At 68.2% G+C, this 12,711-nt stretch carries 11 protein-coding genes; 5 read left to right on the forward strand and 6 right to left on the reverse strand.

The genetic code is table 11. The annotated features are described in order from the left end of the window. Positions 1-60 precede the first annotated feature (60 nt). Complete coding sequence (locus tag NR792_RS09730) at positions 61-1,041, forward strand: hypothetical protein (protein WP_375759781.1); 981 nt, start codon at positions 61-63, stop codon at positions 1,039-1,041. Positions 1,042-1,350: 309 nt separating this feature from the next. On the opposite strand, the gene NR792_RS09735 is transcribed toward NR792_RS09730, so the two are convergent. Together NR792_RS09735 and NR792_RS09740 are read right to left on the reverse strand one after the other, a co-directional pair. Further along, positions 1,351-1,983 carry a glutathione S-transferase family protein gene (locus NR792_RS09735; protein WP_375759782.1) on the reverse strand — a complete coding sequence of 211 codons (633 nt, stop codon included), beginning with the start codon at positions 1,981-1,983 and terminating at the stop codon, positions 1,351-1,353. Positions 1,984-2,105: 122 nt separating this feature from the next. Continuing rightward, positions 2,106-2,993: a LysR substrate-binding domain-containing protein gene (locus NR792_RS09740; protein ID WP_375759783.1), complete on the reverse strand. Its 888-nt coding sequence runs from the start codon at positions 2,991-2,993 to the stop codon at positions 2,106-2,108. Positions 2,994-3,123: 130 nt separating this feature from the next. On the opposite strand from NR792_RS09740, the gene NR792_RS09745 reads away from it, so the two are divergent. Together NR792_RS09745 and NR792_RS09750 are read left to right on the forward strand one after the other, a co-directional pair. Further along, entirely contained in the window at positions 3,124-3,831 is a 708-nt protein-coding gene (locus NR792_RS09745) for a glutathione S-transferase family protein (protein ID WP_375759784.1), read from the forward strand. Between the two features lie 159 nt (positions 3,832-3,990). Then, positions 3,991-5,268 (forward strand): APC family permease, encoded by a 1,278-nt coding sequence (locus tag NR792_RS09750; protein WP_375759785.1) that lies wholly within the window; start codon positions 3,991-3,993, stop codon positions 5,266-5,268. A 13-nt stretch (positions 5,269-5,281) separates the two neighbouring features. On the opposite strand, the gene NR792_RS09755 is transcribed toward NR792_RS09750, so the two are convergent. After that, positions 5,282-6,835, reverse strand: coding sequence for a hypothetical protein (locus tag NR792_RS09755; protein ID WP_375759786.1), 1,554 nt, complete (start codon positions 6,833-6,835; stop codon positions 5,282-5,284). Positions 6,836-7,013: 178 nt separating this feature from the next. On the opposite strand from NR792_RS09755, the gene dnaG reads away from it, so the two are divergent. Further along, positions 7,014-8,765 carry a DNA primase gene (dnaG, locus tag NR792_RS09760; protein WP_375759787.1) on the forward strand — a complete coding sequence of 584 codons (1,752 nt, stop codon included), beginning with the start codon at positions 7,014-7,016 and terminating at the stop codon, positions 8,763-8,765. Positions 8,766-8,769: 4 nt separating this feature from the next. Here the strand turns inward: dnaG and NR792_RS09765 are convergent, their stop codons facing one another. Together NR792_RS09765 and NR792_RS09770 are read right to left on the reverse strand one after the other, a co-directional pair. Then, positions 8,770-9,078, reverse strand: coding sequence for an FHA domain-containing protein (locus NR792_RS09765; RefSeq protein WP_375759788.1), 309 nt, complete (start codon positions 9,076-9,078; stop codon positions 8,770-8,772). A gap of 77 nt (positions 9,079-9,155) precedes the next feature. Then, positions 9,156-9,470, reverse strand: coding sequence for a hypothetical protein (locus NR792_RS09770; protein ID WP_375759789.1), 315 nt, complete (start codon positions 9,468-9,470; stop codon positions 9,156-9,158). A gap of 401 nt (positions 9,471-9,871) precedes the next feature. On the opposite strand from NR792_RS09770, the gene NR792_RS09775 reads away from it, so the two are divergent. Then, a complete protein-coding gene (locus NR792_RS09775) occupies positions 9,872-10,471 on the forward strand; it encodes a CAP domain-containing protein (RefSeq protein ID WP_375759790.1) in 600 nt (199 codons plus the stop codon). Positions 10,472-11,051: 580 nt separating this feature from the next. Here the strand turns inward: NR792_RS09775 and NR792_RS09780 are convergent. Continuing rightward, a complete protein-coding gene (locus tag NR792_RS09780) occupies positions 11,052-12,710 on the reverse strand; it encodes an LVIVD repeat-containing protein (RefSeq protein ID WP_375759791.1) in 1,659 nt (552 codons plus the stop codon). Position 12,711: the final 1 nt, after the last annotated feature.

A 12,711-nucleotide genomic window follows, 5' to 3' on the forward strand; every position in this document is an offset into this window, starting at 1 on the left:
CCCCCGCTTGAGGGAGAGTTTCCACCCTCGACTCCATCACCACCAGTCTACGGCAAGGTCATGAGCACAAGCCCCACCAGCAATGACATCCATGCGCGCACGGTCAATTCATACGTCGCCATTCCGGTCGAACAGCGCGATCCGAACGCCTGTGCCGCGACTGTGTGGATCCGCGACGCTGAATTGGTGCGGCTCACCGCCGCAGCGGACCGTCACGTAAAGCTGGCGTATCTCTTCAGCAGCCAGTGCATCGTGCCGGATGCATGGCGCTATACAGTGACCGCTCGGGACGGAAAGATGGTCGCGCAAAAAAGACTCCGCTCCACCCGTACCGATTTGCTCCCGAACTCGAACTACGTTGATGTCCATGCCCGTTCGGCAGTGGGCCAGCCGATCATCCTGTTGCTACTGGAGTCACCCGGCGACAAGGAGTTCGAGCCTGTTCCCGATGGCAGTGCGCTGCTCGTCAAAGGCCCGGCACAAGGCAAGGGGCCGGGCAAGACTGGCGGCGCCATCAAAAAATACGTCCTTGAGGCGCTCAACGAAGCCATGTTGGGGCTTCCCGATGGGGAATACGCACTCGTCATCGCCAATCCCATCCCATACCACTGCAACCTCAAGCTGCTGGCATCGCTCACGCCCCAGCTCGCGAATCCGGATGACAATACGATGACAGCCGACAGCCCCCGCGTCACTGGCAAGACATTGAACGGTGTACGCGATTACGTCTGGCAAACGCTCTGGCGGGTATCGTTCGTGGTGCAAGACTTCCTGGAACGCTGCACCCAGTACGCGCCGGTCGCGATCATCAACTGCTGCACCGGCGCGCTGCAGGCACACGTCTCGGCGGCACTGATTCCGACGTTTTCTGAAGTTCTGTTCGAGGGTCCTCATCCATCCACCCAGTGGAACATCAAGTACGGAAGAAGGAAGCCAGCAAAGACCGGCTCTGGAACCCAGGCCGGAGCTGCCAGTCCCAGGCGCCGCGTCACTCCTCCCGCAGCCTTCGCCAAGGTAGAGACGCCGAGCACGACTCGGTAGCTCAGGCCGAAGCAGCCTGCTGTCCGGCCCAACGGGAAGCACAGTGAAGGTGGCGCTGCCCATTGGGGTGGAGCGCTGCGCCGTCGTGGAGATCAAGCACTCACGAAGCGAACCTCTATCGACTCGAATATGCGAGGTGGCTGAGCGGATGGCCTCAGGCAGTGCTGGTCGCGTCCGGCACACTCGCCGGAGCCCCACGGCGAGAGGATGACGTCGTTGCCGTCGACTGGGCACGCTGGGTGCCGGACGACGTGGTCGACGGGTTCCTCGACGGCCTCTGAGGCTTCAGGTGCTCGGCCCTTCCGCCGCTCAGGCCCACTCCGTCAGCCCCTCGCGCTGGTACAGGGTCGCGAACGAAGGCCGCGCCTTCAGTTGGGTGGCGACCGCGGCCAGGTGCGGCCACGCCGTGGCGGGCTTCGGCATGGCGCGGGACCAGCGCATCAGCATGACGAGGTAGAAATCCGCGACGCTGAGCGTCTTCCCCAGCAGGAAGGGGCCGTTCGCGGCGAGGTGCGCATCCAGCACCTGCCACGCGCGCTCGATGCGGCCCGCGACGGTGGAGCGCACGGCTTCGGCATGGGCCTCCCCCGCGGGCTCGTGGGGGTACCACCACTGCCGGAACAGCGGCTGCACCATGTTCGCCAGGTGGAACATCCACTGGTAGTAGGCCATGCGCGCCGCGCTTCCCGGCGCGGGAGCCAGGCTCGCCTCCGGATGGCGGTCCGCGAGGTACGTCACCAGGGCCGCGGCCTCGAAGTGCGGCTTTCCGTCAATCAGCAGGGTCGGCACGACGCCATTCGGGTTGAGCGCCAGATACTCGGGGCGCTTCTGCTGTCCGGCGCCAGTGTCGACGCGCTCCAGGGAGTGCGGCTGGCCGAGCTCGAGCAGCACCCAGTGCACCAGCATGCTGGCGGCACCCGGCGAATAGTAGAGCGTGTACATGCGGTCTCCGTGCGAACGGGGTAACGAGTTGCGGCATCGTCTCAGGGATCGCGGTCCTGGGGGGGAACTCTTCCGCCCATCCCTCGGCACCCGCCCCCGGGGAGCGCCCGTGCCGAGGACGCTCACGCTCCGCCGGCGCCCTCCATCAGGAAGTCGATGACGGCACGCACGGCGGGCAGCTGGCCCCTGCGGTGTGGCGTCAGGATCGTCGTCGTCACCATGCCCGCCGTCCAGGCGGGAAGCACCCGAACCAGCCGCCCGGCCTCCACGTCCGCGCGGGTGAACGTCTCCGGCAGACAGACGACGCCCAGCCCGGCCGTGGCTGCCTTCAAGAGCACCAGTGACTCATCAGCGGTCATGCGTGCCCGCGGCATCACGGTGACCGTCTCCCCTGCCCGCCCGCGCAGCCGCCATGAAGTGGCCGTGGCGCTGGTCAGGAGGCCGTCGTGTTCGCTCAAGTCCTCGGGCCTGCGAATCCTGCCGCAGCTGGACAGGTAGCCGGGTGACGCCACCAGGATGGTGGACTCCACCGTGAGCCGGCGCTGCACCAGGCCCGAGGCGGGCAAGGGCGAGAAGTGACTGCGCACGGCGATGTCGAATCCCTCCTGCACCAGGTCCACGAAGCGGTCTGTCGCGTGAAGTTCGACGCGGACCTTGGGATGCGCCAGTGCTAGCAGGGGCAGACGGTCCGCGAGCCGGAACTGCGCCGTGGGGACCGACGTGGTGATTCGCACCACGCCACTGGGCTCCGCCTGCCGGCGGCGCACCACGTTCTCCGCGGCCTCCGCCTCCATCACGGCGGCGCGGGCATGGTCGAGGAAGTCCCGTCCCACGTCCGTCAGCGTGAAGCTCCGCGACGTGCGCTGGATCAGCCGGGCGCCCAGCGCGTCCTCCAGTTCGGCCACGCGCTTGCTCACCGTGGACTTGGGAATGCCCAGCCGCCGCGCCGCCGCGGCGAAGCCACCGCTCTCCACGGCCTGGACGAAGAGATGGAGGTCGTTGAGATTCATGGGCCGCGCCTCATCGTCCACGGGTGTGGACCTTGCATTCGCGTTCCGCTGTCTACACGGCGCGCGTTGCCACGGCCATCTTGTCCCCATCGAAGGCATCACGCCTTCCACCTCGGACAGGAGCCTCACCATGGCATTGCCTACCCTCTTCTACGGTGTCCCCTCTGGTTGCTCGTTTGGCTCCATCGTCGCGCTGGAGTGGCTGGGCCGCGCCTACCAGCTGTGCCGCATCGCCATGCCGGAGGACGTCACCTCCGCGGATTACCGCCGGATCAACCCCATCGCGGAGACGCCCACGTTGATGACGGAGACGGGCGCGCGCATCAGCGAAAGCATGGCCATCCTCAACCACCTGGGCGCGCGCGGCGTGGGCACCGGGCTGTCGTTCGCCCAGGGCACCGAGGACTTCGACCGGTTGAACCAGATGCTCGCGTACCTGAACACCACCTTCTTCAGCGCCTTCGCGCCGCTCTGGTACGCGATCGAGCACGCCGAGCTGCCGGAGTCCGAAAAGCAGGCGCTGCGCAACCTTGGGGCCCGCAAGGTGATCTCCGCGCACGCGAACCTGGAGGCACTGATGGGCGACACGCCGTGGCTTCTGGGAGACCACCGCACGCTGGCGGACGCCTACTTCATCGGCATCGCCCGGTGGACCCGGTACCACGAGGTGCTGGACCGCCGCGACTACCCGAAGCTCCAGGGCCTCTTCGAGCGGCTGGAGGCGGACGCCGGCGTGCGCTTCGCCCATGCCATTGAGAAGGGCGAGACGCCTCGGGGCAGCGGCGCCTTCCAGGGGCACATCCGCCTCGCGGAGGCCCTGCAACAACTGCCCGCGTGAGCCGCGAGGCCTCGGCGTGCTCCCATGGCGGAGCAATGGAAGATGGCACGGCTTTCGCGAATTCGCGGATTCGCTGCATCTGTGCTCCAGTGGGTTCCCCTCCCCTATCGCCTTGCGTCCATGACCACCGGAACCCATTCGCCTCCTCCTGAGCCAGGCATGCGGCGCGCGGTATCGCGCTGGGAAATCGTCGGGTTCTCCATCAACGACGTCATCGGCAGCGGTGTCTACCTGCTGCCCGCGGCGGCCGCCGCGAACCTGGGCTCGGCCAGCACCGGCGCCGTCGTGCTCGCGGGGCTGGCGGTGCTGCTGCTCGTGCTCTGCTTCGCGGAGGCGGCCAGCTATTTCGACAAGCCCGGCAGCGCCTACCTCTACACGCGTGAAGCCTTTGGAGAGCGGGTGGGATTCCAGGTCGGCTGGATGACGTGGCTGGCGCGCGTCTCGTCCGTGGCCTCGTTGTCCGTCGGCTTCTCCCGCGCGCTGGGCTTCCTGTGGCCCGCGGCGAACTCGGGCCTGGGCCAGGGCCTGGCCATCGCCGTGCCCCTGCTCGCGCTCACCGCCATCAACGTCGTGGGCGTGAAGGGCGGCGCTCGCACCGCGGTGTTCCTCGCCGTCACCAAGACGGTGCCGCTGCTGGTGTTCATCGCCGTGGGCCTCTTCTTCGTGTCCGTGCCGATGGCGACGTCGGTCGCTCCCAGGGATGGAGGCAACCTGGGGTCCGCGGTGCTGCTGCTGCTGTTCGCCTATGCCGGCTTCGAGAACACGGCGGCTCCGGCGGGCGAGTTCAAGAACCCACGCCGCGACGTGCCCTTCGCGCTCATCGTGCAGATAGGCGTGGTCACGCTCATCTACACGGCGGTCCAGTGGGTGGCGCTGGGCACGTTGCCCGGGGTCGCGGATGCGCAGACACCGCTCGCCAACGCCGCCGCGCGGTTCCTCGGAGGCTGGGGTGGGCTCCTCATGACGGTGGGCGGGGTGCTGTCCATCCTGGGGACCAACAGCAACACCGTGCTCGCCGGGCCGCGCTACCTGTACGCGCTGGCGCAGGACGGCTTCGGCCCCGCCGCGCTCGCCACGCTGCATCCGCGCTACCGCACGCCGGCGGTCGCCATCCTCACGCAGACGGCCATCGCGCTGCCCCTCGCGTTCTCCGGCTCGTTCGAGGTGCTCGCCACGCTCTCCGTGGTGGCCCGGCTCGCCACGTACTTCGGCACGGCCATGGCGGTGCCCGTGCTGCGCCGCAAGCTCCAGGCGCCCGCGAACGCGTTCCGCATCCCAGGGGGGCCCGTGATTCCCCTCGCCGCCGCCGCGCTGTGCGTCGTCTTCGCGCTGAGTGCGGAGCGAAAAAACCTCGTCGCCGGGGCCATCGCGCTCGCGGTGGGCTTCGTGCTCTACCGGTTCCAGCGCAAGCCGGACGGGAAGGCGGCGCTCGGATAGCGCGGGAGGTCGCTCAGCGCCGGACCGAGAAGAAGAAGGTCTCCTCGCAGGTCGGGCAGTACTCGATGGTGGCCGGGGCTGGGTTCGCACAACTCCAGCCCTCGGCCTGCCGCAGGAACTCGAGCGGCTGCTGGATGAAGAACTCGCCCTCGTAGCGGCAGATGCCCTCTTGCTTCAGCAACGCATAGACGGGGGCGATGTCCTGCAGGTGCTTGGAGGTCTCCTTCCGCCAGCCAATCCTGAAGTCCAGGGGAGGACGTGGCGGCGAGCCCAGGCTCCACCAGGCCACCGCCTGGGTGACCGCCGCGAAGACGAGGGTGGCGGCGAGCAGCCGCGTCCGGAGCCTCGGGAGGTGGCTCGGGATGAGCACGGCGCCCGCGTAGAAGAGCGCCAGGGTCAGCAGCAGGTAATGGCGCGGAGACTCCCGGCTGGTGAAGAGCGGGAAGCAGGCCGCGTAGAGGGGCAGCACGAGCGCCCAGAACGTGCCGTGGGGGTCGGTGGCATCCTGCCGGAAGGCCCTGACCGTGCGAAGGCACGCGACCCCGACGGTGGCGAGCAACACGCCCACGAAGAGCAACCCCACGAGGCGGAGCGCCAGCGGCGGCACATAGCCAAACAGCCGGCGGTAGAGCACGTCGTTGCCAAGGACGCCCAGCAGCCCGATGCCGTGCATGATGACGAACGGCACCAGCGCCACCCTGAGCCAGACGTGGGGCTTGCGCAGGCGCGAGCCCTCGAATCGGGCGGAGCACCACGCCTGAAGGGAGGGAGCGTGGCGCTCGAGGACGGGCACCAGCGCCCGCCACAGCCCGGTGGCCAGGAGTGGCAGCGCCACGAGGCCAGACAGGACGAAGGTGGGGTGGTGCTGAAAGGATTCGTCGTCCAGCGCCCACTGGAGCACGCAGGCGATGAACACCGGGACCAGGCCCACCGCGTTGAGCACGAAGAAGCGGGAGGTGGCGGCGTCCGCACGGCCACGCCACCAGAGCACCGCCGAGGCCAGCGCGAACGCGAGGCTCCAGGAGACGAAGACGAAGTGGTTCAGCACCCCCACGAGGTTCACCGCGAAGAACAGGAACGCGGTGAGGGCGCTGGAGCTCCCACGGACCAGGAACGCATGCGCCACCGCGACGAGGCACGCCATGCCGAAGAGGTTCCAGGCCATCACCTCCCAGGCGATCCGTGCCTCCAAGAGCAGGAGCAGCGAGGTGCAGCACAGCGCCACGAACAGCCCCGCCGAGCGCACCGACTGGCGGAGCAGCACCAGCAAGAGGATGCCCAGCCCCGCCCCGTTCAGGAGCAGGCCTGGGAGCCGAAGCGACTCGACCGAAGCGCCTCGCGCCTTGAAGACAAGCGAGAGCGCGTAGGGATAGAGGCTCCCCGCGTAGTACCGCATCCCATGGAGCGTGAAGAAGCCTCGCTCCTGGTGCTCCAGGGCCCGGATCCCCACCCACGCTTCATCCGCGTGCAGCCCGGGGAAGGAGGCGAAGTCATGCACCATCATCACGACGGCGGAGAGCCCGAGCGCGAGGAGGACAGTGGTCTGGAGGACTGATCGGATACCCATCGCGCTTCCGCTGCCGGAGCGCGCGCAAGCTAGCGCACGCCTTCTCGAACTGTCGACCCTTCGCCAATCCAAGCGGGGCGTGCGCTCCTTGAGTGGAAGCCCTTCGGTCTCCTGGGCTGAGGCCTGGGCCAGGAACAGCAGGCCCCATGCGGAGTAGAGTGGCCCTCCGGAACGGCTCATGGCATCGCGGCGGATCTCTCCCCAGACCCTCGAGGAACTGCGCCACCGGGTGGACCTGCCCGGCCTCATCTCACGTCACGTGGCGCTCACTCCAAGTGGGAAGGAGTTTCGCGGCCGGTGCCCCTTCCACGAGGAGCGCACCCCGTCCTTCTACGTCGTCCCGGAGAAGGGCTTCTTCTTCTGTCACGGGTGCCGCGCGCGCGGAGACGCGGTGGACTTCCTCCGGCGCATGCTCGGGCTCTCCTTCGGGGAGGCCGTGCGTCAGCTGGCACGCGAGGTGGGACTCCCGGTGTCCGAGTCCGAGGCCTCGGCGGCGGACTCGAGCCAGCGCTTGCGCGACGTGACGAGGCTGGCCCAGGAACATTTCCAGGCCCTGCTCTGGAGCAGTGAAGGCGCATCGGCGAGGGCCTATCTGGAGGCGCGGGGCGTCACGGAAGAGACGGCGCGCGCATTCGGGTTGGGCTGGGCTTCCGAAGCCTGGGACCGGCTCACGGAGCGGCTCGAGCGCGCGGGGCTGCGGGAGGCGGGACTCGAGACGGGGCTCGTGCGGCCGCGCAAGCAGGGCGCGGGCTGCTACGACTTCTTCCGGGGCCGGGTGATGTTGCCGCTGCGCTCGCCGGACGGACGTCCCCTGGGCTTCGGGGGGCGTCTCATGCCCGGTGGCGCCGGGGGAGCGAAGTACCTCAACTCGAAGGACAGCCCGCTCTACCACAAGGCGGACACGCTGTTCGGGATGGACCTCGCGCGGGCGGAGATCCGCCGGCTGCATCGCGCGGTGCTGGTGGAGGGCTACTTCGACTGCGTCCTCCTGCATCAGGTGGGGGTGCGCCATGCCGTGGCGCTCTGTTCCACGCACCTGACGCCGGGCCACCTCCAGCTGCTCGCGCGAGCCGAGGCCCGCGAGCTGGTGCTGCTGCTGGACGGGGACGCGGCGGGGCTCGCCGCGGTGGAGCGCCTGGCCGGACCGCTGCTCGCCGCCGGAGTGGCCACCTCCGTGGCGCTGCTGCCCCAAGGGGAGGATCCGGACACCTTCGCGCTGCGGGAGGGCGGAGCAGGAGTGTCGCGTCTGTTGGAGGACGCCCGTCCGCTCACGCGCCACCTCTTCACCACCGTGCTGCCCGAGGGACGTGAAGCCAGCTTCGAGCAGAAGATGCTCGCGTTGGGACGGCTGCGCGACGTCGTGGCGAAGATTCCCCCAGGCCTCATGCGCACGGCCTTCCTCGACGCACTGTCCGCTCACGTGGGTCTGCCCTCCGCGGAGCTGGAGGACGTGCTCACCGGGGCACCGGGAGCGACGGTGGCCCAGGCGCCCTCCCCTCCCCCCGCGGTCGTCACGCCAGCCGAGCGCGGCGTGGACGCGCTGGAGGCCCGCGCGGTGGCTTGTGTGCTGCGCAATCCCAGCGTGAGGGAGCAGGACGCCTTCGCGGCGCTGGAGCATCTTCAGGAGGCGGGGCTGCGAATGGCGCTGGGCACCGCGACCACCGGAGGCCTCGCGGCCACTGGCGTGGTGGCGCGAGCCCTCGCGGGCGCCACGCGGACCCTGCCCACGGAGGAGGACGCCCTGGTGAAGGTCTTCCGCGTCACCTGTTGTGAGCTGTCCCTCCGCAGGCTGGATGCGGAGCTGGCGAAGCTGACCGAACTCACTCGCGACCCCCGCCCCAGTGGCGCGACCCTCGCGCGACTCTCCCAGCGCTCGGAGTTGCTGGCCCTGCGGCACCGGGTGCTCCAGGTGCTCCAGGACCTTCGCTGAGACGCTAGCGGAGCCGGACCCGGAGCTTGACGTCCGCGACCATGAGCTCGTCGCCATCGGCCAGTCGCTGGCGGCCGGTGAGGGGACGCTGGTTGTGGAAGGTCCCCATGGCGGAGCCCATGTCCTCCGCGAACCAACCCTCCGGCTCGTGGCTCAGCAGGGTGTGCCGACGTGAGATCTGCACGGAGTCAGGCCGGTAGTGACAGTCGAATTGCCGGCCAATGGTGAAGGAGGTCCCCGTGACGGGAATCTCCTGTCCTACCGCCGTGACAAGGGTCAACGCGACGTACTTCGGAGCATGGGCTTGGGGCATGGTGGGCAGGATATCCGCTCGGCCCACCGGCTGCCCTCCCGGCACGGAAGGCCGGAAGGGCAATGCCTTTCAGCCTGTCAGCGCGTGAGGGTGTAGGTGTACTCGATGAAGCCCACCTGGCCGAAGAAGTAGTAATTGCAGTCGACCAGCCGCGTGTACTTGCCGAAGTTCTTGACCATGTGAGCCTCGGCGGCCTCCACCTGCGAGGGAGAGCAGGGGGACGCGACCGCGCTGGTGGCCTTCACCTCGAAGCGGGCGTACTGAAGGGCGGCGCTGGCCGTGACGGTCCGCTCAGCGCCCGTCCTGGCGCCGTCATCCATCGTCACGTCCGACTCGGCGCCACCACAACCGATCATCAGCCCACCGGCCAGAAGTCCCACGGCGATCCGCATGTGCATTTGTCTTCCCTGGTGCTGGTTTGGTTCCACGGCGCGCCCCAGAGCAGGCTTCATGCCAGGCGTCGCGAAGCGCCATCCCTCCTGTCGTGGACGTCTCTCCCGTGACAGGAAATGTATCATTTTATGTCACGGCTTCCGGCCCGGATGTGGCGCTTCGCGCTACACCCGTGGCCCCTGTCGGAGCAGAACAGGTTTGTCAGCACCAAGGATTGGGGCTCACTCGGGAACGGCGCGAGCGTCGGACTGGGGGCTTGGGTTGTCATGGGCCCGAACCCCTCCAGCCATGTGTCTGCTTGACATTCAATCCGCCCGCTCTGTGTAGAAAGTCTTCACCTGAAGCCTCGAAAGTAGGAATATCCGATCAATCAGACTTAGCCCCAAGAGAGGATCCTGCCATGACGTCCTCTTCCCGCTCTCTTTCCCTGCTGTTCCTTGGCACTGTCCTGATGGGCGGCTGTGAAGCGGAACAGACGACGACGCCCACAAGCGAAACCACCCTCCTCCCGACGGATGACATGCGTTCGGTCGAGAGCCACGCGACAGGCATCGAACCCTGCCTGCCGTCGCCCACCGCCTCGGCCGCGCTGGAGAGTTCCGTGTTTTCGCTCATCAACCAGCGACGCGCCGTGGGTGCCACCTGTGGTGGGGTGGCGAAGCTGCCGGTGCCCCCGCTCACCGCGCAAGTGCTGCTGAACTGCACCGCGCGCGCGCACGCCCAGGACATGGCCATGAACAGCTACCTTGGCTACATCAGCTTGAACGGCTGGACCCCCTTGCGGCGGGTCACGACCAAGGGCTACACCCCGCTGTCGTACGTGGAGGAGAACGTCGCCTCGGGCTACAGCACCGCGGAGGCGGTGGTGGATGCGTGGATGGCCAATCCCCACGATTGCAACAACATCATGAACCCCGCGCACATTCACGTAGGCATCGGTCACTCCACCGTGCCGGGCAGCACCTACAGCTATTGGGTGCAGGACTTCGGCCGGCCATAGCGGCACGGCCCACGCGGCTACTACCAGGCTCGGACGGTGGGCGCTGGCGTCGAGAGCCCATCCCGGGCCCTCCTGTCCAGGTGTTTCGGTGGGCATGGGGCCGAGGGATCCCGCCCGTGCCTCGCGGCTCACGTGCTGCAGCGCGAGGTGCCGCCCGTTCTGCCCGGGCGAGCATCCGAAATTCAGTTGGCCCAGCTCTGGCCGTTATAAGTGAAGAAATACCAACCACCGTCCGCCACGGCGCAGATGCGATTGACGTGGTCGAAACACTCCTGGAGCGTGGCTGCGTAAGGCGCCGCTGTAGTCCCGGCGGCGGGCCCGCCCCAGCACTCGAGACGGCAGATGTTGTCAGGAGGAAGTCCTGTCTGCCTCACGGCTGGATTACCGCTTGCGGCCTGGGGAGCTCGCTCCGCGCCGCTCGTGCCATCCGCCGCTGCTTCGGGCCCTCCACAGGCCGCCATCAGTCCCACAGCGACCAGTCCAGCAATGATTGCCGCTCGCATGTGCTTTTCCTGTCTCGAAAGGTTGTCCTACCTTGCCAGGATAGCACCGTCGGGGTCATCCGACCTCGAAGTCCCGCTCACTCCTCCTGGAGGATGAGCAGGCCCCGGTTCGTGTCCACCACGTAGATGAACCCGTCCCCGGGCACGCGGATGCCAATGGCGTTCGAGAAGAACTCGGAGCCCGTCCGGGTCGGCGGGGTGTCCTGGTACGTGTTGAAGTACGCCACCTCGCGCGGCCGGGGCGGCACGGACACGTCCAGCACGCGCACGCCCTCCTGGTAGTACGCGATGTAGAGCTTCGTGCCCACCAGCACCATGTTGTGGATGGAGTACTCGGGGCGCAGCGCGTACTGGCCGATGAGCCGCATGTTCGCGGGGTCGGTGACGTCCAGCACGCGCAGGTGCGCGTTCAACTGCTCGCCGCCCTCGAACGCGATGGTGCGTCCCGCGAAGGTGCCCACCGCGTTCGCGTGGCTGAACGCGTCGCCGTAGGCGTAGCGCCCCAGCTCCCGGACGCGCGTCGGGTCACTCACGTCGAAGGCGATGTAGCCCTCGGTGGTGTGGTTGACGTAGAGGGTGTCTCCGTAGGCGAAGGCGTCGTGCACGCCCCCAAAGCTCTCGTCCGGAATCGAGATGCGCTCCAGCAGCTGCGGCGAAAGCGCCGAGCTCACGTCGAACATGAGCGTCTGGCTGGAGGACGAGGGCGCCATGCCGTAGAGCCGGTCTCCGCGCACGTGCACGGTGTGCACGTTGAGGGCGCCGCCGGGCAGCGCGCGCACGTACTGCGGATCCGCCGGGTTCGTGATGTCGTAGACGATGACGCCGGAGTTGCCGCTCGCGATGTAGAGCGCGTCGTCCTTCGCCCAGGCGCCATTCCAGTAGGTATCCCCCTCCAACTGGATTCGCTTCTTGAGCACCGGGTGGGCGGGGTCCTTCACGTCGTAGACCGCCAGGCCTCCGTCCCCGGTGTTGTCACCAATGGCCACCACGTACGCGTGTCCCTTCGTGACGTAGATGTCCACCGGGAAGGCCAGGGGGACTGCGGACTCGGAGACGAGCCTCAGGCCCGAGGCCTCCCTCTCGCCCCGTCCCCATCCGTGGCGCAGCGCCGTGAAGCTGCCCTTGTTGATCACCCGTCCCTCGGGGGTGCACTGCGCGAAGCAACCGTTGACACGGCCCGGCTCCGGCCGCGTGCAGCCGGCGAAGGTGTAGTGCCGGAAGTTGGGGGTGGGGAGCTTCCGCAGGACCCGGGTCCCGAAGAAGAACTCCCCTTCCCCCACGTCCTGGAAGAGCAGCGGAGTGCCATCGCTCGCGCCCACGCCCCCATCCGAAGGCAGCCGCAGCGTGAAGCCGAGTTGATAGGGATTGGTGGAGGGCAGATGGCGCACCTCGTACGCGCCCGAAGCCCCCAGGCCGTCGAGCGCCCCGGATGGGCACATGGACCTGTCGAACAGGGCCGGGTCCGAGCACGAAGCGAGGGTGGTGCCTGGCTCTGGCAGGAAGGTGCAGTCCGAGTACGGCGCTTGCTCCACCACGTCCCCCGGGTCCACCAGCGTCTGTGCGCCGCCATCCCAGACCTCGCCCGCGTCGGGAGGCCCCGCGTCGGGAGGCCCTGCGTCAGGGGTGCCGCCGTCCACGGGAGGCGGCGGCGTCCCGGCGTCGTCGCCGGAGGAGGAGGAGCAGCCACCCAGGACCAGGGAGGCGGTGAGCAACAGCCAACGGGAGGGATGGGTCATG

This window comes from Corallococcus exercitus (genome assembly GCF_042231735.1).
Taxonomy (GTDB): Bacteria; Myxococcota; Myxococcia; order Myxococcales; family Myxococcaceae; genus Corallococcus; species Corallococcus exercitus_B.